The 21,741-nt window shown below is 74.6% G+C and carries 16 protein-coding genes and 5 tRNA genes; 11 read left to right on the forward strand and 10 right to left on the reverse strand.

Annotated elements, in window-relative coordinates:
- The first annotated feature begins 688 nt into the window (after positions 1 to 688).
- The 5 genes from ACFHW0_RS30590 (at position 689) to ACFHW0_RS30610 (ending at position 7,923) form a co-directional block, all read left to right on the forward strand.
- On the forward strand, positions 689 to 1,546 hold the full coding sequence (locus ACFHW0_RS30590) for a universal stress protein (RefSeq protein WP_416613105.1): 858 nt from the start codon (positions 689 to 691) through the stop codon (positions 1,544 to 1,546).
- A 96-nt stretch (positions 1,547 to 1,642) separates the two neighbouring features.
- On the forward strand, positions 1,643 to 4,045 hold the full coding sequence (locus tag ACFHW0_RS30595; protein ID WP_416613106.1) for a phosphoketolase: 2,403 nt from the start codon (positions 1,643 to 1,645) through the stop codon (positions 4,043 to 4,045).
- A gap of 52 nt (positions 4,046 to 4,097) precedes the next feature.
- On the forward strand, positions 4,098 to 4,970 hold the full coding sequence (locus ACFHW0_RS30600) for a universal stress protein (RefSeq protein WP_416613107.1): 873 nt from the start codon (positions 4,098 to 4,100) through the stop codon (positions 4,968 to 4,970).
- A gap of 168 nt (positions 4,971 to 5,138) precedes the next feature.
- Positions 5,139 to 6,149 (forward strand): Acg family FMN-binding oxidoreductase, encoded by a 1,011-nt coding sequence (locus ACFHW0_RS30605; protein ID WP_416613108.1) that lies wholly within the window; start codon positions 5,139 to 5,141, stop codon positions 6,147 to 6,149.
- Between the two features lie 142 nt (positions 6,150 to 6,291).
- The gene (locus tag ACFHW0_RS30610) at positions 6,292 to 7,923 is read left to right on the forward strand and encodes a GAF domain-containing protein (RefSeq protein WP_416613124.1); all 1,632 of its coding nucleotides are present in this window, start codon (positions 6,292 to 6,294) and stop codon (positions 7,921 to 7,923) included.
- Between the two features lie 11 nt (positions 7,924 to 7,934).
- Here ACFHW0_RS30610 and ACFHW0_RS30615 read toward each other — a convergent pair whose 3' ends face one another.
- Positions 7,935 to 8,573 carry a response regulator gene (locus ACFHW0_RS30615; protein WP_416613109.1) on the reverse strand — a complete coding sequence of 213 codons (639 nt, stop codon included), beginning with the start codon at positions 8,571 to 8,573 and terminating at the stop codon, positions 7,935 to 7,937.
- A 224-nt stretch (positions 8,574 to 8,797) separates the two neighbouring features.
- On the opposite strand from ACFHW0_RS30615, the gene ACFHW0_RS30620 reads away from it, so the two are divergent.
- Positions 8,798 to 9,772 carry an Acg family FMN-binding oxidoreductase gene (locus ACFHW0_RS30620; RefSeq protein WP_416613110.1) on the forward strand — a complete coding sequence of 325 codons (975 nt, stop codon included), beginning with the start codon at positions 8,798 to 8,800 and terminating at the stop codon, positions 9,770 to 9,772.
- 35 nt (positions 9,773 to 9,807) lie between these two features.
- On the opposite strand, the gene ACFHW0_RS30625 is transcribed toward ACFHW0_RS30620, so the two are convergent.
- The 4 genes from ACFHW0_RS30625 to ACFHW0_RS30640 all read right to left on the reverse strand — a co-directional run bounded on the left by ACFHW0_RS30625 (position 9,808) and on the right by ACFHW0_RS30640 (position 12,081).
- Entirely contained in the window at positions 9,808 to 10,809 is a 1,002-nt protein-coding gene (locus tag ACFHW0_RS30625; protein WP_416613111.1) for an NAD-dependent epimerase/dehydratase family protein, read from the reverse strand.
- A 204-nt stretch (positions 10,810 to 11,013) separates the two neighbouring features.
- Entirely contained in the window at positions 11,014 to 11,568 is a 555-nt protein-coding gene (locus tag ACFHW0_RS30630; RefSeq protein WP_416613112.1) for a dihydrofolate reductase family protein, read from the reverse strand.
- 316 nt (positions 11,569 to 11,884) lie between these two features.
- Positions 11,885 to 11,959, reverse strand: a tRNA-Val gene (locus ACFHW0_RS30635).
- 49 nt (positions 11,960 to 12,008) lie between these two features.
- A tRNA-Gly gene (locus tag ACFHW0_RS30640) sits at positions 12,009 to 12,081 on the reverse strand.
- Between the two features lie 164 nt (positions 12,082 to 12,245).
- Here ACFHW0_RS30640 and ACFHW0_RS30645 point away from each other — a divergent pair.
- Entirely contained in the window at positions 12,246 to 12,485 is a 240-nt protein-coding gene (locus ACFHW0_RS30645) for a DUF6458 family protein (protein WP_091620076.1), read from the forward strand.
- A gap of 1,050 nt (positions 12,486 to 13,535) precedes the next feature.
- Here ACFHW0_RS30645 and ACFHW0_RS30650 read toward each other — a convergent pair.
- The 3 genes from ACFHW0_RS30650 to ACFHW0_RS30660 form a co-directional block, all read right to left on the reverse strand.
- Positions 13,536 to 13,610 (reverse strand) — tRNA-Val (locus ACFHW0_RS30650).
- A 13-nt stretch (positions 13,611 to 13,623) separates the two neighbouring features.
- Positions 13,624 to 13,694 (reverse strand) — tRNA-Cys (locus ACFHW0_RS30655).
- Positions 13,695 to 13,728: 34 nt separating this feature from the next.
- Positions 13,729 to 13,801: transfer RNA gene (locus tag ACFHW0_RS30660), tRNA-Gly, on the reverse strand.
- A 304-nt stretch (positions 13,802 to 14,105) separates the two neighbouring features.
- Between ACFHW0_RS30660 and ACFHW0_RS30665 the strand changes: the two genes are divergently transcribed.
- Together ACFHW0_RS30665 and ACFHW0_RS30670 are read left to right on the forward strand one after the other, a co-directional pair.
- On the forward strand, positions 14,106 to 14,708 hold the full coding sequence (locus ACFHW0_RS30665; protein WP_416613113.1) for a TetR/AcrR family transcriptional regulator: 603 nt from the start codon (positions 14,106 to 14,108) through the stop codon (positions 14,706 to 14,708).
- A 132-nt stretch (positions 14,709 to 14,840) separates the two neighbouring features.
- On the forward strand, positions 14,841 to 15,416 hold the full coding sequence (locus tag ACFHW0_RS30670; protein ID WP_416613114.1) for a TIGR03086 family metal-binding protein: 576 nt from the start codon (positions 14,841 to 14,843) through the stop codon (positions 15,414 to 15,416).
- 100 nt (positions 15,417 to 15,516) lie between these two features.
- On the opposite strand, the gene ACFHW0_RS30675 is transcribed toward ACFHW0_RS30670, so the two are convergent.
- Positions 15,517 to 16,695 (reverse strand): alkane 1-monooxygenase, encoded by a 1,179-nt coding sequence (locus tag ACFHW0_RS30675; RefSeq protein ID WP_416613115.1) that lies wholly within the window; start codon positions 16,693 to 16,695, stop codon positions 15,517 to 15,519.
- A 248-nt stretch (positions 16,696 to 16,943) separates the two neighbouring features.
- Here ACFHW0_RS30675 and ACFHW0_RS30680 point away from each other — a divergent pair, with 248 nt between their 5' ends.
- The gene (locus ACFHW0_RS30680; RefSeq protein ID WP_416613116.1) at positions 16,944 to 19,874 is read left to right on the forward strand and encodes a M36 family metallopeptidase; all 2,931 of its coding nucleotides are present in this window, start codon (positions 16,944 to 16,946) and stop codon (positions 19,872 to 19,874) included.
- Positions 19,875 to 19,945: 71 nt separating this feature from the next.
- Here the strand turns inward: ACFHW0_RS30680 and ACFHW0_RS30685 are convergent, their stop codons facing one another.
- Entirely contained in the window at positions 19,946 to 20,824 is an 879-nt protein-coding gene (locus ACFHW0_RS30685) for a hypothetical protein (protein WP_416613117.1), read from the reverse strand.
- Positions 20,825 to 21,065: 241 nt separating this feature from the next.
- On the opposite strand from ACFHW0_RS30685, the gene ACFHW0_RS30690 reads away from it, so the two are divergent.
- Positions 21,066 to 21,734, forward strand: a complete 669-nt coding sequence (locus ACFHW0_RS30690; RefSeq protein ID WP_416613118.1) for a class I SAM-dependent methyltransferase — start codon at positions 21,066 to 21,068, stop codon at positions 21,732 to 21,734.
- Positions 21,735 to 21,741 lie beyond the last annotated feature (7 nt).

Here is a 21,741-nt window from a genome sequence, read left to right on the forward strand (position 1 = left end):
GTGTAACGACCCCACCCCCGCCACGATTCCGCCCCCACGATGCCCCCGATCACACCCCCGAACCGGACACCTCGCCTCATTACGCCATCGAGGGGCGATCAGCCACCACCACCCGCCCGACCGACCGGCCCAGGCAGGCGGGCGTCGATCATGCAGTTGTGGTGCCCCGCATAAGGTGCGATTCAGGGCACGACACCCACCACAACTGCATGATCGACCCGGTGACCGGCAGGCACGTCGAGAGCCACCGGTGGACGCGAGAAGCGGGCACCGCGCCGTGCCGGGTTCCGCAGCGGGCGGACGCGAGAGTGGGCACCGACGGGGGTGTGGCCCGCCGTGCCCGGCGTAGGGATCAAGCCTGACCGCCCGGAGCCGGGCACGGCGGGCCCACACCCCCACCAACGAGGCAGCGCGACACACCCCACGCGGCGAACCACCCACCCCCACACCACCCGCTCACCCCACGCCACCCACTCACCCCACGGCTGGCACCGACCCCGAAGCGCACAACCCCGAACCACGCAACCATCCGACGCCCCGACCCCCGACGCCACACACCCGAGCACCGGTCGGGCCTCCGCGGACACCCAGCAGAGCCCACCGTCGCCAGCGATCCCGCCCCGCCGCGGTACCCGCGGGACTAGCCTCGACAGGAGGGCCGGGCGCGACGCCTGCGGAGGTGATTCGGATGGGCGCAGCCACCGACGCGGCGGTGTTGGTCGGGCTCGGCACGGAGCGCAACCTGCCGATGGTCAGGCTTGCCGCGCAGGAGGCCGCCGCGCACGGCCGTCCCCTGTGTCTGTTGCACGCGTTCAACTGGGCGGCCGCGCTGGAGGCGCCGTCGATCGCGGGGCCGCGCGCGGACGCCGAGGAGCTGATCTCCCGGGCCACCGAGATCGCCCACGAGGTCGAGCCGGCGCTGCCGGTCAGCGGCGAGATCGTCGAGGGCGCCCTCGTCGCCACCCTGGTCCGCCGGTCGGAGCAGGCCTTCCTGCTCGCCGTGGGGGACGGCGGCATGGCGACCAGCGGCGAGTGCGTATCGGTCGACGCGCCCGCGGTGCAGCTCGCCGCCCGCGCCGGCTGCCCGGTGCTGGTGGCCCGCAGGGAGCCGCCACCGCAGGGGCCGGTGCTGGTCGGGGTGGACGGCTCCGACAGCTCGCGGACCGCGCTGGAGTGGGCGTTCGAGTGCGCGGCCCGGCGGGAGGCGCGGCTGTTGGCGGTCCGCGTCGTCGAGTCGGAGGAGGGCGGGGAGGATCCCGAACTGCTCGCCGGGTTGGTGGCGCAGTCGGCGCGCCGGTTCCCGTCGGTGGCCACGGAGTGCCACACGATCCGGGGCGACCCGGGCACCGTCCTGGTGGAGCAGTCCCGCTCGGCGCAGGTGGCGCTGGTCGCCGCCCGGGGCGACGAGCCGTGGCGGGGCATGCTCGGCGCGGTGAGTCAGGCGCTGCTCTACCACTCCCCCGCACCGCTGATCGTCGTGCGCGGGCTGACGGGGATTCCGGAGGACGGGCGCAACGCCCAGCGTCCACAGGACCAACGGCCCTGATCCACACCGTCGTCGACCGGCGATGCTGAGGCCGGCCCGGACGAATCCGCGCGCTGAGGATGCAGGATTCCCCTACCCGCGAGAGGCTCATGCAGTATGGACACCGCTCTCGACCTGCACAGCCCCCTGACCGAAGACGAGCTGCGCCGGCTGGACGCCTACTGGCGGGCGGCTAACTACCTGACCGTCGGGCAGATCTACCTGCTGGACAACCCGCTGCTGCGCGAGCCGCTGGCCCCCGAGCACGTCAAGCCGCGCCTGCTCGGCCACTGGGGCACCAGCCCCGGCCTGAACCTGCTCTACGCCCACCTCAACCGGGTCATCGTCGCCCGTGACCTGTCGGCCCTGTTCGTCACCGGCCCCGGCCACGGCGGCCCGGCGATCGTCGCCAACACCTGGCTGGAGGGCACCTGGAGCGAGGTGTACCACCACATCGGCCGCGACGAGGCCGGCATGGCGCGGCTGTTCCGCCAGTTCTCCTTCCCCGGCGGCATCCCCAGCCACGTGGCGGCGGAGGTGCCGGGTTCGATCCACGAGGGCGGCGAGCTGGGGTACGCGCTCAGCCACGCCTACGGCGCGGCGTTCGACAACCCCGACCTGCTGGTGGCCTGCGTCATCGGCGACGGGGAGGCGGAGACCGGACCGCTGGCCGGCAGCTGGCTCTCCAACGTCTTCCTGAATCCGGCCCGGGACGGGGCGGTGCTGCCGATCCTGCACCTCAACGGCTACAAGATCGCCAATCCGACGGTGCTGGACCGGATCGGCGAGGACGACCTCCTCGCCATGATGCGCGGCTTCGGCTACGAGCCGTACGTGGTCGCCGGCGACGACCCGGCGACGGTGCACCAGGCCCTCGCCGGCACGCTGGACCGGGCGCTGGACGAGATCGCCGCCATCCAGCGGCGGGCCCGCTCGGGCGGTGCCGTCGAGCGCCCCCGCTGGCCGATGATCGTCCTGCGTACGCCGAAGGGCTGGACCGGGCCGCGCGACGTCGACGGCAAGCAGGTCGAGGGCACCTACCGCGCGCACCAGGTGCCGCTGTCGGAGGTACGCAAGAACCCGGAGCACCTGGCCGAGCTGGAGCGCTGGCTGCGCAGCTACCGGCCGGAGGAGCTCTTCGACGCCACCGGCGCCCCGGTCGCCGAGCTGGCCGAGCTGCCGCCCCGCGGCGAGCGGCGGATGAGCGCCAACCCGGTCACCAACGGCGGGCTGGTGCTGCGTGACCTGGCGCTGCCGGACTTCCGCGAGTACGCCGTCGACGTGCAGCGGCCCGGCGAGACCGTGGCCGGGGCGACCGGCGCCCTCGGTCCGTGGGTACGCGACGTGATCACCGCCAACCCGCAGACGTTCCGCCTCTTCGGCCCGGACGAGGTCGCCTCGAACCGGCTCGGCGCGGCGTTCGAGGTCACCGGCCGGGCCTGGATGGCCGGCACCGTGCCCGGCGACGACCATCTCTCCCCCGACGGGCGGGTGATGGAGGTCCTCTCCGAGCACCTCTGCCAGGGCTGGCTGGAGGGCTACCTGCTGACCGGCCGGCACGGCATCTTCACCAGCTACGAGGCGTTCATCCACATCGTCGACTCCATGCTCAACCAGCATGCCAAGTGGCTGAAGGTGACCCGGGGCATTCCGTGGCGCAAGCCGGTGGCCTCGCTGAACTACCTGCTCTCCAGTCACGTGTGGCGGCAGGACCACAACGGCTTCTCCCACCAGGACCCGGGCTTCATCGACCACGTAATGAACAAGAAGGCCGAGGTGGTACGCGTCTACCTGCCGCCGGACGCCAACACCCTGCTCTCCACCATGGACCACTGCCTGCGCAGCCGGCACTACATCAACGTGGTGGTGGCCGGCAAGCAGCCCGCCCCGAACTGGCTGTCGATGGACGACGCCGTCCAGCACTGCCGGCGCGGCATCGGGATCTGGGACTGGGCCAGCACGGACGCCGGCAGCGAGCCGGACGTGGTGCTCGCGTGTGCCGGGGACGTGCCGACCCTGGAGACGCTGGCCGCGGCGGACCTGCTGCACCGGCATCTGCCGGAGCTGAAGGTGCGGGTCGTCAACGTGGTCGACCTGATGCGGCTCCAGCCGCCGACGGAGCACCCGCACGGGCTGTCGGACAAGGAGTTCGACACCATCTTCACGCGGGACAAGCAGGTCATCTTCGCGTACCACGGCTATCCGTGGCTGATCCACCGGCTCACCTACCGCCGCACCAACCACGCCAACCTGCACGTGCGCGGCTACAAGGAGGAGGGCACCACCACCACGCCGTTCGACATGGTGATGCTCAACGACCTGGACCGCTTCCACCTGGTCGTCGACGTGATCGACCGGGTGCCGGGGCTGGCCGACCGGGCCGCCCACCTGCGGCAGGAGATGGTCGACGCGCGCCAGTCCTGCCGTGACTACACCCGCGAACACGGCGAGGACGACCCCCGGGTCGCGGAGTGGCGCTGGGTCCGCGAGACGGACCCGGGACTCCGGGGTGACCAGTGAGCGCGAGGAGCGAGTTCGGCTGTCCGGCGGTCGTGAACGAGAGGTGGACCCGATGAGCGGCAACGAGATCCTGGTCGGCTACGACGGCTCCGCCGACGCCTCCGCCGCGCTGGAGTGGGCGCTGGAGGAGGCCGGTCGTAGCGGGCGGCCGGTGCGGTTGGCGTACGTCTTCGAATGGCTCACCGTGACCGGCTGGATCGGTCCGGGCGTCGCTCCCGGCATCTGGCCGGACGACACGGCCCGCCGGCAGGTCGAGGAGCTGGTTCGCAAGGCGGCGGCGGACGCTTCCGCCGCGCACCCGGAGCTGACCGTCACGGGTGAGGTGTTCGACGGGCCGCCCGCGCTGGTGCTCCAGGAACGCTCGGCGCAGGCGGACCTGCTGGTGCTGGGCACCCGGGGGCACGGCGGGTTCGGCGGGTTGCTCGTCGGTTCGACCGCTGTCGCGGTCACCGCCCACGCGCACTGCCCGGTCGTGGTCGTCCGGGGCGAGACCGCCGCCGGTGGGCGCACCGGGCGCGTGGCGGTCGGCGTGGACGGGTCCGAGTGTTCGCTGCTGGCGCTGGGCTTCGCGTTCGAGCAGGCCGCCGCCCGGCGGGTACCCCTGCACGTGGTGCGGGCCTGGCACCCGCCGACCGGCCAGCGCCTGCCGGCGGGTCCCGACGCGCGGGAGGCCACGGCGGCCGACCGGGCCGAGCTGGACGAGCCGCTGGCCCGGTGGGGCGCGACGTTTCCCGACGTGCCGGTCACCGTGGAGGTGGCGGAGGGCCGCCCGGCGTCCCTGCTGGTCGACGGCAGCCGCGACGCGTGCCTGGTGGTGGTCGGCACCCGCGGCCGGGGTGGCCTGAAGGGGATGCTGCTCGGTTCGGTCAGCCAGCAGCTCATCCAGCACGCCCGGTGCCCGGTGGCGGTGGTCCGGGAACGGTGAGCCGAACGCCGGCGTTCCGGGTGGACCGGCGAGGGGCGAAGTGCCCGGCCGCGCCTGGGCCTGCGTACCGTGCGTCGGCACGGGGCATGGCGCAGGATGGAGCGGCGAACCCCCGCCCGGGGCACCGGCGGGCGGGGCACGATGGGGAGCAACGGAAAGGTCGTAACGATGAGCCACGAGACGCCGGCGACGGGCCGTCCGCTGACCACCGCACTCGCGGAGGCCGCCGCCACGGCCGGGCACGCCCCGTCGGTGCACAACAGCCAACCGTGGCGGTGGCGGGTGCTGCCGGACGCGTTGGAGCTGCGGGTGGTCCGCGATCCCCGGCTCACGGCCACCGACCCGGAGGGCCGGCTGCTGGCGTACAGCTGCGGGGCGGCGCTGCACCACGCGCGGGTCGCGCTGACCGCGGAGGGCTGGACGGCCGTGGTGGAGCGGATGCCCGACCCGGCCGAGGAGGACCTGCTGGCCCGGCTGACCGGAATGGCCCGCGCGGAGGCCGACCCGGAGGCCATGCGTCTGGTGCAGTGCATGCAGGTGCGGCACACCGACCGGCGTCCGGTCAGCGACGAGCCGGTGCCGACCGCCGCTCTCGGGGAGATCGCCTCGGCGGTCGCCGCCGAGGGCTGCCAGCTCCAGTTCCTCGACCGCGACAACGTCCTGGAGCTTGCCGCTGTCGCCAGCCGCGCCGCCTCGGTCGAGGCGGAGGACTCGCAGCTGCGCGAGGAGCTGGAGTACTGGACCAGCCGCCGCGGCACCGGCACCGGCCTGCCGCCGGAGGTGCTGCCCGCGGAGGCGCCGCAGACCACCGTGCCGGCGCGCGACTTCGGCCGCCCCGGCACCCTGCCGGTCGGGTCCGGGCACGACCGGGCCGCCGTGTACGGGGTGCTCTACGGCGACGAGGACGAGCCGGACAGCTGGCTGCGCGCCGGCGAGGCGCTCTCGGCGGCCTGGCTGACCGCGACCCGACTCGGGATCTCCGTGGTGCCGCTGAGCGGGGTGGTGGAGGTCGCGGGCACCCGGCAGACGCTGCGCGGTCTGCTGGCCGGCCTCGGCTACCCGTACCTCGTGATCCGGCTGGGGCTCGCGGACCCGGCACACGCCGGCCCGCCGCACACCCCGCGCCTGGAGGCCGCGCAGGTGGTCGACACCTCGGCGGTGCGTTCCGCCGACGTGTAGGGCAGCCGGGACACGGCCACCGGGCGGCTACCATCGCCCGGTGTCCGCCAGCGAACCGAACCCCCGCCCCGAACCGCACGTGACCCCCTCGCTGGGGCTCAGCCCGCTGTCCCGGGTACGGCTCGACGAGCTGCTCCAGGAGATGCTGGACCGGGTCGGCGAGGTGGTGACCAGCCGGGAGCGGCTGCGTGCCCTGCTCGACGCGGTGGTCGGCATCGGCACCGATCTGGACCTGCGCAGCACCCTGCAACGCATCGTGGAGTCGGCCTGCGAGCTGGTCGGCGCCCGCTACGGCGCGCTCGGCGTGATCGGCCACGACCGCCTGCTGCACGACTTCATCACCTACGGCATCGACGCGGAACTGCACGCCAGGATCGGTGACCTGCCCCACGGGCGGGGCGTGCTCGGCCTGCTCATCGACGACCCCCGCCCGCTGCGGATGCCCGACATCACCCGGCATCCGAAGTCCTACGGGTTCCCGCCGCACCACCCGCCGATGCACAGCTTCCTCGGCGTTCCCGTGCGCATCCGCGACCATGTCTTCGGCAACCTCTACCTGGCCGAGAAGCAGGGCGGCGCGCAGTTCACCGAGGACGACGAGGAGATCGTCGTCGCGCTCGCCGCCGCCGCCGGCGTCGCGATCGAGAACGCCCGCCTCTACGCGCTGGCCCACCGCCGCGAACGCTGGCTCGCGGCGACCGCCGAGATCACCACCGTGCTCCTGGGCGAGGTGCGCCGCACCGACGCCCTGACGCTCGTGGCGCGGCGCGCCCGCGAGGTCGCCGAGGCGGAGGTCGCCCTCGTGCTGCTCTACGACCCCGACGCCGAGAAGTTCACCGTCGAGGTGGTGGACGGGGCCGACGAGCAGGCCGGTGCCCTCGTCGGCACCGCGCTGCCGGCGGCCGAGACGAGCTTCGCCGCCGCCGTCGTCGAGGGCCGGCACGACCACGTGGCGGACCTGGCCCACGCCGCGCCCTGGCCGGCGCTGCTGCGCACCGGCCCGGCGGTGGTCGCGCCGCTGGCCACCGCCGACACCCTGCACGGGGTGCTGGTGATCGCGCACCGGGCCGACCGGGCGCCCGTCGCCAACGACGACGACATGGCCCTGCTGGGCAGCTTCGCCGGCCAGGCCGCGCTGGCCATGGAGCGGGCCCGCGGGCAGGAGGAACGGGAGCTGCTGGTGGTCCTGGAGGACCGCGAGCGCATCGCCCGGGACCTGCACGACGTGGTCATCCAGCGCCTCTTCGCCACCGGCCTGCAGTTGCAGAGCGCCGCCCCGATGACGACGAAGTCGGAGGTCGCCCGCCGGATCAACGCGGCGGTCGACGACCTGGACGCCACGATCAAGGACATCCGCCGCACCATCTTCGAGCTGCGCACCCCGATGAGCGCGGCGCTGCGCACCGAGATCCGGGAGGCGGTCGAGGTGGCCGCCGAGTCGCTCGGCCACCGGCCCCGCCTGGAGCTGACCGGGCCGATCGACAGCGCCGTCCCCGACGCGGTCCGCCCCGACCTCACCGCCGTGCTGCGGGAGGCGCTCTCCAACGCCGTACGGCACGCGCGGGCCGACCGCGTGGCGGTGGCGGTGCGGGTCGACGCGGGCCGGGTGACCGTGACCGTCACCGACGACGGGGTGGGTTGCGACCCGGCCGCCGCGCGGGGCGGCCTGGTCAACCTGCGCGAGCGCGCCGAGCGCCACGGCGGCGAGTTCGAGGTACGCCGGGCGGAGCCCCGGGGCACCGAGGTGTGCTGGTCGGTGCCGCTACGCGACTGAGCCCGCGGGCGTCAGTGGGACTTGCCGAGCAGTCGCGTGGCGAGGACGGCCGCCTGGGTGCGCCGCTCCAGGCCCAGCTTGGCCAGCACGCTGGACACGTAGTTCTTCACGGTCTTCTCGGCCAGGAACATCTTCCCGGCGATCTCCCGGTTGGTGAGGCCCTCGGCCACGTACTCCAGGATCCGCCGCTCCTGCTCGGTGAGTGACTTCAGCTCGTGGGGCTGCTCGACGCCGCTGCGGATGCGTTCCAGCACCCGGGTGGTGATCGCCGGGTCGAGCAGCGACTGCCCGGCCGCCACCCGCCGCACCGCGTCGACGAGGTCGGTGCCGCGGATCTGCTTCAGCACGTAACCGGACGCCCCGGCCATGATCGCCGCGAAGAGCGCCTCGTCGTCCTCGTACGAGGTCAGGATCAGACCCTTGATCGAGGAGTCCACGGCCCGCACGTCGCGGCACACGTCGATGCCGTTGCCGTCGGGCAGCCGCGCGTCGAGGATCGCCACGTCCGGCCGCAGGGCCGGGATACGCCGGGCCGCCTCCTGGGCGAGGCCGGACTCGCCGACCACCTCGATGTCCCCGCTGCTCTCCAGCAGGTCGGCCAGGCCACGGCGGACGACCTCGTGGTCGTCGAGCAGGAACACGCGGATCATCCCTCGTTTCTACCCGCTGCCGGCCCCTTCCCGCACGGGTCGAAGGTCCCGAACCGGCATCACCTGCCCCGCCTTACGCCCACCACGCCGACGCCCCCGGCCGGCGGCGGGTCGGTCGGGCCCGGCGGGACGGGACGTCCGGCCCTGCCCGGGCCACGCTCCGGTGACGCACCGTGGACAGGTACCACTCGCCGGCGCACGACTGCCACGGAAGGAGCACGACCATGGAGACCGGCTTCACCGTCGAGCAGCTACGGGCCGCCGCCGTCGACGCCGTACGCGCGCCGTCGCTGCACAACACCCAGCCGTGGCGGTTCCGACTCCGCGACGGCGGCATCGAGGTGCTGGTCGACCCGGACCGGCGGCTGCCGGCCACCGACCCCACCGGCTGGGGCGTGCGGATCGCCTGCGGGGCGGCGCTGTTCAACCTGCGGCTCGCCCTGGCCGTGGCCGGCACCCCGGCGACGGTGCGGCTGCGCCCCCACCCGGCCGAGCCGGACGTGGTGGCCCGGCTGGTGCCGGACGTGCCGCGCCGCCCCGCCCCCGCCGAACAGGCCCTGCACGCGGCCATCCCCCGCCGGTTCAGCAACCGCGCGCCGTTCTGGCCCGACCCGGTGCCCGCCGACGCCCGCTGGCGCCTCACCGAGGCCGCCCGCGCCGAGCAGTGCTGGCTGGAACTGGTGGTCGGCGTCAGCGCGGTGAACGCGTTCGGCGAGATCGCCCGCAGCGCCCACCGGGTGCTGGAGCGCAGCCCGGAGTACCGGGCCGAGCGCCAGGAGTGGGTACGCACCGCGCCCGCCCGGGACGGGATTCCGGCCGCGTCCGGGGGCCCGCAGGGCGAGCCGCAGGACCTGCTGCCCTCCCGGGGCTTCGGCGGCCTGGACCGGGCCCCGGGGCGGGACTTCGAACCGGAGCCGCTCGTGGCGGTGCTCGGCTCGCCCGGCAACACGGCCGTCGACCAGTTCGTCGCCGGGCAGGCGTTGCAGCGGGTGCTGCTGACCGCGACGGACTCGGGGCTGGCGGCGTCGCTGCTGTCCCAGCCGATCGAGGTGCCGTCGGCGCGCGATCAGCTGCGGCTCTCGCTGGGGCGGTTCGGCACGCCGCAGATGGTGCTGCGCGTCGGCTACGGCCAGCCGGGCTGGCCGACCCCCCGCCGCGACGTGGACGAGGTACTGGACCTGCCGGTCGTCCGGTCCTGACCGGCAGCGGGCCGGCACCTCCTGTCCGAGCGGGATCAGGCGCCTCTCACGGACAACAGCGCCGCCTCCCGGTCGGGGTCCAGCCCGACGGGGGCGCGCTGCGGTCGGCCCGCCCGGGGCGGGACGGTGCCGACCTCTTGAAGCCACTTCCAGGTGTCGGCGACCGTCTCGGTCACCGGGCGGCAGGTCAGCCCGGCCGCGTACGCGCGCTCGACGCCGCGCTCCTGCAACCAGCGGTACTCGTGCCCCGCCGGGATCCAGATCGGCAGGTCGTTCCACGGCTCCACGCCGGCGGCCAGGATCGGCTCCGGGTCGGTCCAGCGCAGCCGGGCGTCGGCGCCGGTGGCCGCGACGCAGGCGTCGAGCAGCTCCCCCATGGTCGCGTGCCCGGGGCGGCTCACCACGTTGAACGTCCCGCCCGACCGTGCCGCGCCCCGGTCCAGCATCCAGCCCGCCAGGTCGCGCACGTCGACGTACTGCACCGGCAGGTCGACCGGGCCCGGCGCCAGCACGTCCCCGCCCCGCGCGATCCGCGTCAGCCACCAGGGCAGCCGGCCGATGTCCTCCCCCGGCCCGAGGATCAGACCGGCCCGGGCGATCAGGGCGCGCTCGCCGAACGCCTCCCGCACGGCCCGCTCCGCGCCGGCCTTGTTGGCCGCGTAGTCGCCGTCGTCGGCGTCCGGCTCCGCGTCCACCACCGGAGCGTCCTCGCCCACGCCGGGGGCGACGGGCGGCGCGTAGACCGAGCCGCTGGAGACGTAGACGTACCGGTCGACCCGGTCGACCAGCGCGCGGGCGGCGTCCCGCGCCGCGCGGGGCGCGCCGTCCCAGGTGTCGACCACCAGGTCCCACTCGCCGTCCGCGAGCGCCGCCAGGCCGTCGGGCGCGGCCCGGTCACCCCGCAGCCGGCGTACGCCCTCCGGCGTCGCGCCGTGCAGCCCCCGGTTGAACACGGTCACCGTCCAGCCCCGCCGCACCCCCTCGGCGACCGTCGCGCCGCCCACGAAACCCGTCCCGCCCAGCACCAGCAGCCTCATCGCTCCACTGTGCATGCCGTGGGCGGCGACATGATCCCGTGTTCACGGTCAGCGGATCTGCCCACGGCAGAACCCCCGTGCGGGCGCTCGCTCGACGCGCTGGGGTCGGGCACGCTCGATGACGAGGGGGAAACCCGTGTGCGCGGCGAGAAGGCTCCCGACGACGCGCGGCGCGCGAGCGTGGCGCGAAGGGACTGCTCTGCGTCAGCGCGCGCGCCGGTAGTGCACGGCGACCGCGCCGTTGCGGAGCGGCTTCGCCGAGACCAGCTCGAGCCGTCGCGTGCTGGGCAGCCCGCTCTCGTACAGGGTCGGGCCGTGGCCGGCGATCCTGGGGTGGACGAGGAACTTGTACTCGTCGATCAGGTCCAACCGGTCCAGCTCGGTCGCGAGCTTGCCGCTACAGAGGAGCACGCCGGCCGGGGTCGCGTCCTTGAGCTTCTGCACGCCCGTGCGCAGGTCGGCGATGTGGTGGCTGTTGGTCCACGGGAAGTCCTTCCGCGTGGACGACACCACGTATTTCGGCTTGGCCTCCAGCTTGACCGCCCACTCGCGCATCGCCGGCGGCGCCTCCACATCGCCGCGGGCGACCGCCGGCCAGGCGCTTTCCATCATCTCGTAGGTGACGCGGCCCCACAGCATCGCCCCGGCCTCGTCCATGAGGCGGGTGAAGAAGGCGTGTGTCTCGTCGTCGGCGATTCCCTCCTCATGGTCGACGCACCCGTCCAGGGTGACGTTGATATTGAAGGTCAGAAGTCCCATGGGGCGAGTTTAGGTCCGCGACGCGGCGACCAGGCAGTTCGCAGGCCGAGTTATGCGGCTCGGTGCGTGCCCGCCCAGGGCCATCGCATAGTTGATGCATCCTGGCCTGTCCCTGCCGTTCTCGACCAGCCCACGGAGCGTGAGCGTGTGCTGCGTCGGCAGCTGAACACCGCCCGGCGCGACGAACTCGGCCGCGAGCTGCGCGCGCCAACAATGTGTTCGACACGAACGTGCACGCCACTGCGCCCGCCGGACTGGGGGTGGGCGGAAATCAGGCGGCTCAACAGGAGACGTCGCTCGCTTAACGGCAATCTTCTGGTGGGCGATACTGGGTTTGAACCAGTGACCTCTTCCGTGTCAAGGAAGCGCGCTCCCACTGCGCCAATCGCCCGGGGGTGACCGCCCGATCCGGTAGGCCGGACCACGAGGGGCGGATCGCGAGCGGACGACGGGATTCGAACCCGCGACCCTCACCTTGGCAAGGTGATGCGCTACCAGCTGCGCTACGTCCGCGTGCCGCCGGTGTTCGTCGGCGACGGGGGAAACTCTACCCGACGGCAAGATCGCCTGGCACGCCGCCCCGCCGACGGCCGGACCAGGCGATGATTGCGCTGGTCAACCACGGGGTACTGAGGTCCATCGACAGCACACCACATCCCCTGACCAAGGAGGCTGTCGTGGGTATCGGCACCAGCATCTTCCTGATCGCGCTCGGCGCGATCCTCACCTTCGCGCTCGACGCGAGCCTCGGCGGCATCAACCTCGACGTCGTCGGGTGGATCCTGATGGCGGCCGGCGTGCTCGGCCTCATCATGACCACGCTCATCTGGGGACGCCGCCGCCAGGTGGTCAGCACGACCGAGCCGGTCGAGTACCGGCGGGTCGAGGAGCGCCGGGACGTCGCCCCGCCGCTCTGACGCGGGTCCACGCGGCCGCCGGAGCTGAACGGTCGCGCAAACGCACCGTCGTCGTGCCGGTCACCCTGAGCAGGGTGGCCGGCACGTCGCGTCCCGGTAGCCGTGCGACCAGCCCCGGTGTCCGCTGCGCGGCGGTGCCGGGGTAGCTGCCGCGATCGGGCTCGCTGGCGACCGGCGCCACCGGGTAATAGCGTCTGCTGCCATGCGGACGGAGCCGGACAGGTCGCGGGCGCGCGGACGGCCACCGTCGCGCCCCCGCCCCGAGCGCGCCGAGGCCGTCGTCGCGATGACCCGGCTCGCCGCCGGCCCCGACCCCGTACGGGCCGTCCTCGGCGAGCTGGCGCGCCGGTCCGCCGCCACGGTCGCCCTGATCGGCGTCGACGGCACGGTCCTGAGCGTCCGGGCGGGTCGGCACCCGCTCGCCCCGGCCGTGCTGACCGCCGCCGCCCGCGCCGTACCCGACCTGCACGCGCGCGGCACCCCGGCGGCCGTGCGGGGCGGCGACGGGGCACCCACCGTCCACCTCGTCGCACTCGGTAACGGGGAGCCCGGGGACGGCGCGGACTGCGGATCATCGACTCCCGGCCGGACTGAGGGTCCCCGCCACCGGCCGGGCAAAGGGCCCTCGCTCCCGGCCGGACTGGGGCGGCGGGGCGGAGGTCGCTGTGCAGGCCGGCACCCCCGACACCCTCGCTGTGCGGATCGGTCCTCGCCTTCGCCCGCAGGAGCTTCCTACCGTGGTGGTGCAGCCGGTACGGGACCGCCGGCCGCCCACCGGCCCGCGTCCGGACGCGCGGCACGGGGAAGCACGTCCGACCGGTCACTCCGGGGGGAGGTGCGACCGCCCCGCCCGCGGCCGTCAGGCGTGGGCGGGGCGGTCGCCGTCGATACGCCCGGCGGACCTTCGCCGCCGGTGGCCGCGCGCCGTCCCGCCGTGGACTCCGCCTTCGTCACGAGCCGGTCCGCGCCTCCGCGGGTGCCGTCGCGGAGGCGCGGCGTGGGCGGACGAACGGCGAAGGCCCGTCACCGGATGGTGACGGGCCTTCGTTCTGGTGGGCGATACTGGGTTTGAACCAGTGACCTCTTCCGTGTCAAGGAAGCGCGCTCCCACTGCGCCAATCGCCCTCGCTTGTTACCGAGGTGGGGACGGGATTTGAACCCGCGTACACGGCTTTGCAGGCCGTTGCCTCGCCTCTCGGCCACCCCACCGAGGTTGCCCCCGTCATGCGTGGCGGCAGCTCCGAGCGGACGACGGGATTCGAACCCGCGACCCTCACCTTGGCAAGGTGATGCGCTACCAGCTGCGCTACGTCCGCGTGTCTCCGGCGTTAACCGGTGACGGGTGAGAACTTTAGCCGAGCCGGCGAGCGGTTGCCAAATCGGGGTGGCTCCCGGCGAGTCGGGTGGGATCCCGACGCCGCCACCTGCGACGGGATCGTGACGGTCCGCCCGCCCCCTGAGCTTCCTAGGAGGATGGGCCAGACCGGTCTCGCCGACAGCGACCGGCGCGGTCCATGGCCGGGATCCGCCCCGGGAACTGTCCGGCTTCCGACTGTAGTCGGCCGAACGGGCCGTGATCCGTAACTGCCCGTGTTCGGTTGGATGGGCTACGGTAACGGCGTGACGAGACGTGCGGCCGAGATCCGCCTGGATGCCCTGCTGCGCACGGCCTGTGACGTGATCGTGGAACGCGGTCTGGCCAACACCCGCACGGCCGACGTGGCACAGGCCGCCGGGGTGAGCCAGGCGCTGGTCTTCTACCACTTCGCCACGAAGGACCGGCTGCTCGCGCAGGCGTTCGCGTACGCGGTGGAGCAGGACCTGGCCCGCCTGGACGCGGTGATGCGCTCCAGCGCCCCGCCCCTGACCAAGCTCCGCCGGATCGTGCGGCTCTACACGCCTGCGGGCCGGGCGACCTCCTGGTCCATGTGGATCGACGGCTGGGCGGAATCGCTGCGTACCCCGGAATTGGAGAAGGTCTCCCGCCGGCTCGACCTGCGCTGGCGGGAGGACCTGGCGTCGGTCATCTCCGACGGGGTCCGCGAGGGCACCTTCGACTGCGCCGACCCGGCCGGGGCGGCGTGGCGGATCAGCGCGGTGATGGACGGGCTGGCGGTGCAGCTCGCGGTGCACGACCGGGTGATCTCCCGCCGGCAGTTCGCCGAGTGGGTGCGCCTGCTCACCGCCCGCGAGCTGGGGATCGACCCGGCGCAGCTGGACTGAGCCGGGCAGGGAAGCCGCCCGGGCGCGACCGGCGCTCCGTGCCGAGGAGCAGCGGGCGCGACCGGCGCTCCGCCCGCCCGCGAAGCCGGCAAAACCGCTCGGCCCCACGAGGCAGCCGGAACAATCGTCGGCATGGACCCGCTGGAGACGTACCGCCGCAGCCTGGCCGAGTTCACCGACCGGGTGGCGCAGGTCGGCCCCGACCAGTGGTCGGACCCGACCCCGTGCCCCGACTGGGACGTCCGGGCGCTGGTCAACCACGTGGTGGGTGAGGACCGGTGGAGCGTCGCGCTGCTCGCCGGGCGGACGATCGAGCAGGTCGGCGAGCGCTACGACGGCGACCTGCTCGGGCCGGACCCGGCCGATGCGGCCCGGGAGGCGGCGGGGCAGGCCGAGCTCGCCTTCACCCACCCGGGGGCGCTGGAGCGCACCGTCGGGCTCTCCTCCGGCGAGACCCCCGCCGACGAGTACCTGCACCAGCTGACGGCGGAGCACCTGATCCACGGCTGGGACCTCGCCGTGGCGATCGGCGCGGATCCCCGGCTGGACCCCGACGCGGTCGCCGCGTGCGCGCGGTGGTTCGGTCGCCGGATCGGCGACTACCAGCGGGGCCGGCTCATCCGGCCGGAGGTCGACGTGCCGGCACGGGCGGACGAGCAGGACCGCCTCGTCGCCGCCTTCGGCCGCGACCCCGACTGGGCGCCGTGAGGGCCCCCGACCGGTCGCCGTGAGCGCCCTCCCGGACGGACGCCGGGACGCGACCCGGCGGAAGCCGGCCCGGGCCGCCCGCCGCGAAGCGACCCGGCCGTCAGGCGGCAACCGGGCCGCGTCCCCGGCGCTCCCGCAGCCGGCGCAGGGCCGGCGGGTGCACGTTGGCCAGCGTCAGGTCCCCGCCGTAGTGGGCGAGCACCCGGTGGTCCATCAGCCGGCGCCACACCGGCGGCACCAGCGCGGCCACCACCATCGTGGCGTAGCCGGCGGGCAACTGCGGGGCGGACTCGAAGGTGCGCAGCGTCTGGTAGCGGCGCAGCGGGTTGGCGTGGTGGTCGCTGTGCCGCTGGAGCTGGAAGAGGAAGATGTTGGTCACGCTGCGGTCGCTGTTCCAGCTGTGCCGGGGGTCGACCTTCTCGTAGCGCCCGGCAGGGGTGCGTTGCCGCGCCAACCCGTAGTGCTCCAGGTAGTTGACCACCTCGAGCAGGGAGAACCCGACCACCGCCTGGAGCCCCAGGAACGGCAGCACGCCCGGGCCGAACGCGACGGCCAGCGCCGCGTAGAGCGCGAGGGTCATCGCGAACGCGTTGAGCACGTCGTTGCGCCACGTCCACGGGCTGCGGCCCCGCAGGCGGAACCGGCCGGTCTCCAGTCGCCACGCCGAGCGCAGGCTGCCTGAGACGGTACGCGGCCAGAACGCCCAGAAGCTCTCCCCCAGCCGGGCGCTGGCCGGGTCCTCGGGTGTGGCGACGCGGGTGTGGTGGCCCCGGTTGTGCTCGACGTGGAAGTGCCCGTACGCGGCCGGCGCGAGGGCCACCTTGGACAGCCAGCGCTCCAGCCTCTCCCGCTTGTGGCCCAGCTCGTGGGCGGTGTTGATGGCGATGCCGTCGACCACCCCGATCGTGGCGACCAGGCCGGCCGCGCCGGCCACCGTCAGGCCGCCCCGGGCCCAGACCGCGCAGCAGAGCACCAGGGCGGCGTACTGGGCGGGCAGGTAGAGGTAGGTCAGCCAGCGGTAGTAGCCGTCGGCGGCCAGCCGGGGCACCGCCTCGTCGGGCGGGTTGCGCCGGTCCTCGCCGACCAGCAGGTCGACCACGGGGATCAGGACGAACACGGCGGCGGGGGTGAGCCACCAGGCCCACGCGTCGCCGGTGGCCCGCCAGGTCGCCCAGCCGACGAACGGCAGCGCCGGGACGAGCAACGCCAGCGGCCAGAACGGCCGGCGGGCGTCCCGCCATCCGGCGGCGGTGGCGTGCGCGGTGGGGTCGAGGGCCATGGCGGCCTCCGCTCTCTCGCGGTCCTTTCTCGACTGTGACAGCCGTCACGTCCGTGTACAAGGGACTGTTTTTGTCGAAATTAGCGCGGGGAGCCGGCCCGCCACGGCATCCCGCCACACGCCGGGCCGCCTTGAGTAGGCGCGACCCTTGTTCCCGCCCAGGCGGGCTGATATCCACAGATGCGCATGCGTACCGCGCTGCGCGGGCCGGCGGAGGGCCGGCCACCCCGCTCCCATGAGGAGGACCCGTGGCACAACCGGAGTGGACACCCTGGATGAGCCGGCGGCGACGCCGGCTCGTCCCCGTCCTGGCGGCGACCGCGGTGGCGGCCGCGCTGCTGCCCACCGGCCCCACCGCAGCCGCCCCCACCGGTGGCGCCTCCGCCGAGCGGCGCTCCGGCCCGTTCGCCGAGGGGCAGCACCAGCACGCCGACGTCGACAACCGCCCCGGCACCGCCGCCCCCGACGCGCGGCAGCGGGGCCTGGCGCGCAGGGCGGACCCGGACGCCCGCTGGAACCGGCTCGGCACCCCGCACGCGCTCGGCCCCGGCCGCGCGCCCCTCGCCACCGGTCTCCCCGCCGAGCCGGAGGCGGCCGCCCGCGCGTACCTCACCGGCCACCACGACCTCTTCGGCCTGGACGCCGGGGCGGTCGACGCGATGGACCGGGTCCTGGTCCGCCCGATCGGGGCCGGGGCCGTCGTCACCCTCCGGCAGCGCTTCGGCGACCTGCCGGCCGGGCACGACGGCCTGGTCACCGTCGCGGTCGCCGGCGGCAAGGTCCTCGCGGTCAGCTCCTCGCTGTCGCGGGACACCGCCGCGCCGGCGCCGGCCACCCTCACCGACGAGCAGGCGTACGCCGCGGCGCGCGCCGACGCCGGACTGACCGCCGAGGCGGTACGCAGCCACAGCGTCCGCGCCGTCGCCGTGCCCACCCCGCTCGACGGCCCCCGGGCCGCCTACGAGGTGACCCTGATCGGCGCCGACACCGACCACCCGGAGGCGTTCACCACCTACGTCGACGGGATCACCGGTCAGGTGCTGGTCCGCGAGGACCTCGTCGACTTCGACTCGGACAACCCGACCTGGGCGGTCTTCCCGGCCACCCCGCCGCGCGACCTCGGCCCCGGGCAGGATCCCCGGGTGCGCTGGTGCGGCGACCCCGCGCCGGGCTGCCAGGCGGCCTTCCGCGACCCGGCCACCGGCCAGCCGTGGGACGTCGACGCGGCCACCGGCACGCCGACCGGCACCGCCCGGGGCAACTCCGCCAACACCGTGCTCTCCTGGGGCGGCGGCACGCCGGCCGTGCCGGCCACGCCCAGCCCGGAGCGCCGCTACGAGTACCCGTTCACCGACCAGTGGCACCAGGCCCGCTGCAACCCGGAGGTGTTCACCTCGGCGCAGCGCAACGACGGCGACGCCGCGATCGGCAACCTGTTCGCCATGCACAACCGGATGCACGACTGGGCCTGGCACCTCGGCTTCACCGAGGCGACCTGGAACCTCCAGGCGGTCAACCTGACCCCGCAGGGCCTGGGTGGCGACGCCGAGCAGGGCCGCGCCCAGCAGGGCGCGCTCAGCGGCAACCGGAACAACGCCAACCAGGGCACGCCGCGCGACGGCCTGCCGCCCACCACCAACATGTACCTGTGGCAGCCGCAGGCCGGTGGGCCGTACCCGCCCTGCGTCGACGGCGACTACGACATGACGGTGATCGGGCACGAGTACACCCACGCCATCACCAACCGCATGATCGCCGGCCCGGACAGCGGCATCAGCGGGCACCAGGGCGGCTCGATGGGCGAGTCGTGGAGCGACCTGCTCGCCGCCGAGTACCTGTTCCAGCACGGGCTGCGCGCCCCCGGCGAGACCCCCTACGTCACCGGCGGCTACGTCACCGGCAACCTGGTCAGCGGCATCCGCAACCACGACTTCAGCCGCAGCCCGCTGAACTACTCCGACGTCGGCTACAACACCGGCGGGCCCGCCGTGCACGCCGACGGCGAGATCTGGAGCGCCACCAACTTCCGGGTGCGCGCCGCACTGATGAAGCGGTACGGCGTCGGCACCCCCCAGCGGCAGCTCGACTGCGCGCGCGGCAAGGTGGCGGTGGAGCAGTGCCCGGGCAATCGGCGCTGGTCGCAGCTGGTCTTCGACTCGTTCCTGCTCCAGGCCGCCAGTCAGGTGAGCATGCTCGACATGCGGGACAACATGCTCACCGCCGACCTGCTCCGCTTCGGCGGCGCCAACCAGGACCTGCTCTGGGCCGAGTTCGCCCGCTCCGGAATGGGCCGCGACGCCGCCACCAACGGCGCCGCCGACACGGACCCGCCGCCGAGCTTCGCCGCCCCCGACGCCGACAACGCGGTGCTCACCCTCCGGCCGAAGGGCGACAGCGCCGACGCGCCCGTCCGGGTGTACGTCGGGGCGTACGAGGCGCGGGCGGTGCCGGTGGCCGACACCGACCCGGCCACCGCCCTGCCGGACACCGTCGAGCTGGTGCCCGGCACGTACCAGCTGCTCGCCGTCGCGCCCGGCTTCGGCCACCAGCGGCTGACCGTGGTCGCCAGGGCCGGCAAGCAGGGGTACGTCGACCTGCGGCTGAGCCGGAACCTGGCGTCCACCGCGTCCGGCGCGACGGTCACCGGTGACGGGGTCAACCTGGAGCGCATCGCCGACGACACCGAGGCCACCAACTGGGCATCCCTGGACGGGGTGGCCGGCCGGCAGGTGACCGTGGCGCTGCCCGGGGACGCGCCGCAGGTCGTGAAGCGGGTGAACGTCAGCGCCATGCTGCGCCCGGCGATCGCCGGCGACGCCGACCCGGGCAGCCAGAACGCGCTCAGCGCGCTGCGCTCGTTCGCGGTGTCGGCGTGCAACGCGAAGACGACCGACTGCGCGGATCCGGCGAACTGGCGGCGGATCCACACCAGCGCGCCCGACGCGTTCCCCGGCGGGGCGTACCGGGCGTACGTGCGCGACGTCAACCTGCGCGAGTTCGCGGTGCCGACCACGCTGGCCACGCACCTGCGGTTGGAGGTGCTGGCCAGCCAGTGCACCGGCGGTCCCGCCTACGCCGGTGAGCAGGACGACGACCCGGCGACCACCACCGACTGCGCGACGGCCAGCCCGGCGCGTACGCAGGTGCGCATCGCCGAGTTCCAGGCGTTCTCGAAGTGACCGACCGTCGGGGCCGGCGCGCCGGCCCCGACGGTCCACCTCCGGTGACCGGTCCCGGTGGCGGCCCCCGGTCAGCGGCGGGCGGCCCGCCACCGCCCGGGCACGGCGGGCCGTTCCCAGCGCCGGTCCGGCCCGGCGTCGTCGTCCGCGCCGGCCGCCCGGGTCAGGTGGCGCAGCCGCAGCAGCAGGCCGAGGCCGAGGGAGAGCAGCAGCCCGCCGAGCAGGAACGCGGCCTGCACGGCCCCGAAACCGCCGGAGCCCGCCACCGGCCGCCCCGCGCCGGCCGCCGGCGGCGCCCCGGCGGCCACGGGCGCGTCGGTGACGGGTTCGCCGGTCACCGGCTCGTCGGCGGGCGCCTCCCCGGGCTCCGTCGCCTCCCCGGTCGTCCCGGCCGGCCCGGTCGGATCGACCGGGGTGGCGCGGGGCGCCGGCTCCTCGGGCGCGACCGTCCGGGCGGCCGGCCCGACCACCGACCGCGTCGCCGTCTGCCGGGACAGCAGCCGCAGGTTCGCGTCGTACGCCTCCGCCGCCAGGGTGATCCGCCCCCGGGTGACGTCTTCGGCGAAGGCCAACCGGTAGCGGGCGGTGACCGTCCGCCCGGGGCAGAGCGTGCCCGGGTCGAGCCGGCGGTCGGTCAGCCGGGCCACGTCCCCGTCGGCGCGGATGTCCAACGGGAACGAGCCGGTCTCCTCGACCCGGTCCATCCTGACCTGGTCGAGCCGGATACCGCGTACCCGCAGCACCATCGACCAGCGGACCTTGACGCAGCCGCCGTCGTCGCGGGAGACCACGGCGGAGACGGTCTCCACCCGGTCCCCGGCGGTGAACTCGTCCGGCAGGCCGCTCAGCTCGGTGGCGAAGGCCGCCTGCGCGGGCACGGGCAGACCCGCCCCGGTCAGGCAGCCGAGCACCACCCCGGCCCGTAGCGCGTACCGCCACACGGTCGCCACCGTTCCCACCTCCCGTCGGCCGCCGCCAACCCGCAACGCTGCCAGCGCCGCCGGCCGTCCGGTAGACGGGCGTGTTCGCACCGATCGCCAAGCGCGGGGGCCGATCTCACCTACGGTGGTGAACCGGTCACCCCTCCCCCGCGACACGCCCGGTCCCGACGACCGCGCGACGGGCGGCCGTCGGGGGCGACCCGGGGTGGCGCCGGGCGACGGGTTCGGGCGGCGGGGGACAATCGCCGGCGTGTCCGACCTCTCCGCCGCCTTCGTCCGGCTGCACGCCAGCCTCTCCCCGGTCGCCTTCGTTCCCGAGGTGCGGCTGCACCAGGCGGACGACGCCATCGGGCTGTGGGAGTTGACGGAGGGCGAGTTCCGCAGCGCGCAGCCGCCGCCGTTCTGGGCCTTCGCCTGGGCCGGCGGGCAGGCGCTGGCCCGGTACGTCACCGACCACCCGGAGCTGGTCGCCGGCCGCCGGGTGCTGGACCTCGCCGCCGGCTCCGGGCTGGTCGCCATCGCCGCCGCGCGGGTCGGCGCCGCCGCCGTGCGCGCGGTGGAGATCGACGAGCTGGCCGTCGCGGCCGTCGCGGTCAACGCCGAGGCCAACGGGGTACGCGTCGACGCCGAACTCGGCGACGTCCTCGACGGCGACGCCGGTGGGGCCGAGGTGGTGCTCGCCGGGGACGTGTTCTACAGCCAGGCGATGGCCAACCGGGTGCTGCGCTTCCTGCTCCGGGCCGCCCGCGCCGGGGCGACGGTGCTGGTCGGCGACCCCGGCCGGGCCTTCCTGCCCCACGACCGCTTCGACGAACTGGCCGTCTACGACGTGCCGGTGCCCGAGACGCTGGAGAGCGTACGGGTGAAGCGCACCACGGTGTGGCAGTTGCGGGCGGGGCTGCCGGGGGCGGGCCGCTAGCGTGTCG

It is taken from the genome of Micromonospora sp. LOL_025, assembly GCF_048060285.1.
Lineage (GTDB): Bacteria > Actinomycetota > Actinomycetes > Mycobacteriales > Micromonosporaceae > Micromonospora.

What these genes read in the sequence shown, in the direction of transcription:
- ACFHW0_RS30610 (WP_416613124.1), top strand. Translation starts at nt 6,292, where the DNA reads ATGCTGGACCGGGTCGGCGAGGTGGTGACCAGCCGGGAGCGGCTGCGT.
- ACFHW0_RS30675 (WP_416613115.1), bottom strand. Translation starts at nt 16,695, where the DNA reads ATGGCCCTCGACCCCACCGCGCACGCCACCGCCGCCGGATGGCGGGAC.
- ACFHW0_RS30615 (WP_416613109.1), bottom strand. Translation starts at nt 8,573, where the DNA reads ATGATCCGCGTGTTCCTGCTCGACGACCACGAGGTCGTCCGCCGTGGC.
- ACFHW0_RS30620 (WP_416613110.1), top strand. Translation starts at nt 8,798, where the DNA reads ATGGAGACCGGCTTCACCGTCGAGCAGCTACGGGCCGCCGCCGTCGAC.
- ACFHW0_RS30595 (WP_416613106.1), top strand. Translation starts at nt 1,643, where the DNA reads ATGGACACCGCTCTCGACCTGCACAGCCCCCTGACCGAAGACGAGCTG.
- ACFHW0_RS30625 (WP_416613111.1), bottom strand. Translation starts at nt 10,809, where the DNA reads ATGAGGCTGCTGGTGCTGGGCGGGACGGGTTTCGTGGGCGGCGCGACG.
- ACFHW0_RS30600 (WP_416613107.1), top strand. Translation starts at nt 4,098, where the DNA reads ATGAGCGGCAACGAGATCCTGGTCGGCTACGACGGCTCCGCCGACGCC.
- ACFHW0_RS30630 (WP_416613112.1), bottom strand. Translation starts at nt 11,568, where the DNA reads ATGGGACTTCTGACCTTCAATATCAACGTCACCCTGGACGGGTGCGTC.
- ACFHW0_RS30590 (WP_416613105.1), top strand. Translation starts at nt 689, where the DNA reads ATGGGCGCAGCCACCGACGCGGCGGTGTTGGTCGGGCTCGGCACGGAG.
- ACFHW0_RS30670 (WP_416613114.1), top strand. Translation starts at nt 14,841, where the DNA reads ATGGACCCGCTGGAGACGTACCGCCGCAGCCTGGCCGAGTTCACCGAC.
- ACFHW0_RS30605 (WP_416613108.1), top strand. Translation starts at nt 5,139, where the DNA reads ATGAGCCACGAGACGCCGGCGACGGGCCGTCCGCTGACCACCGCACTC.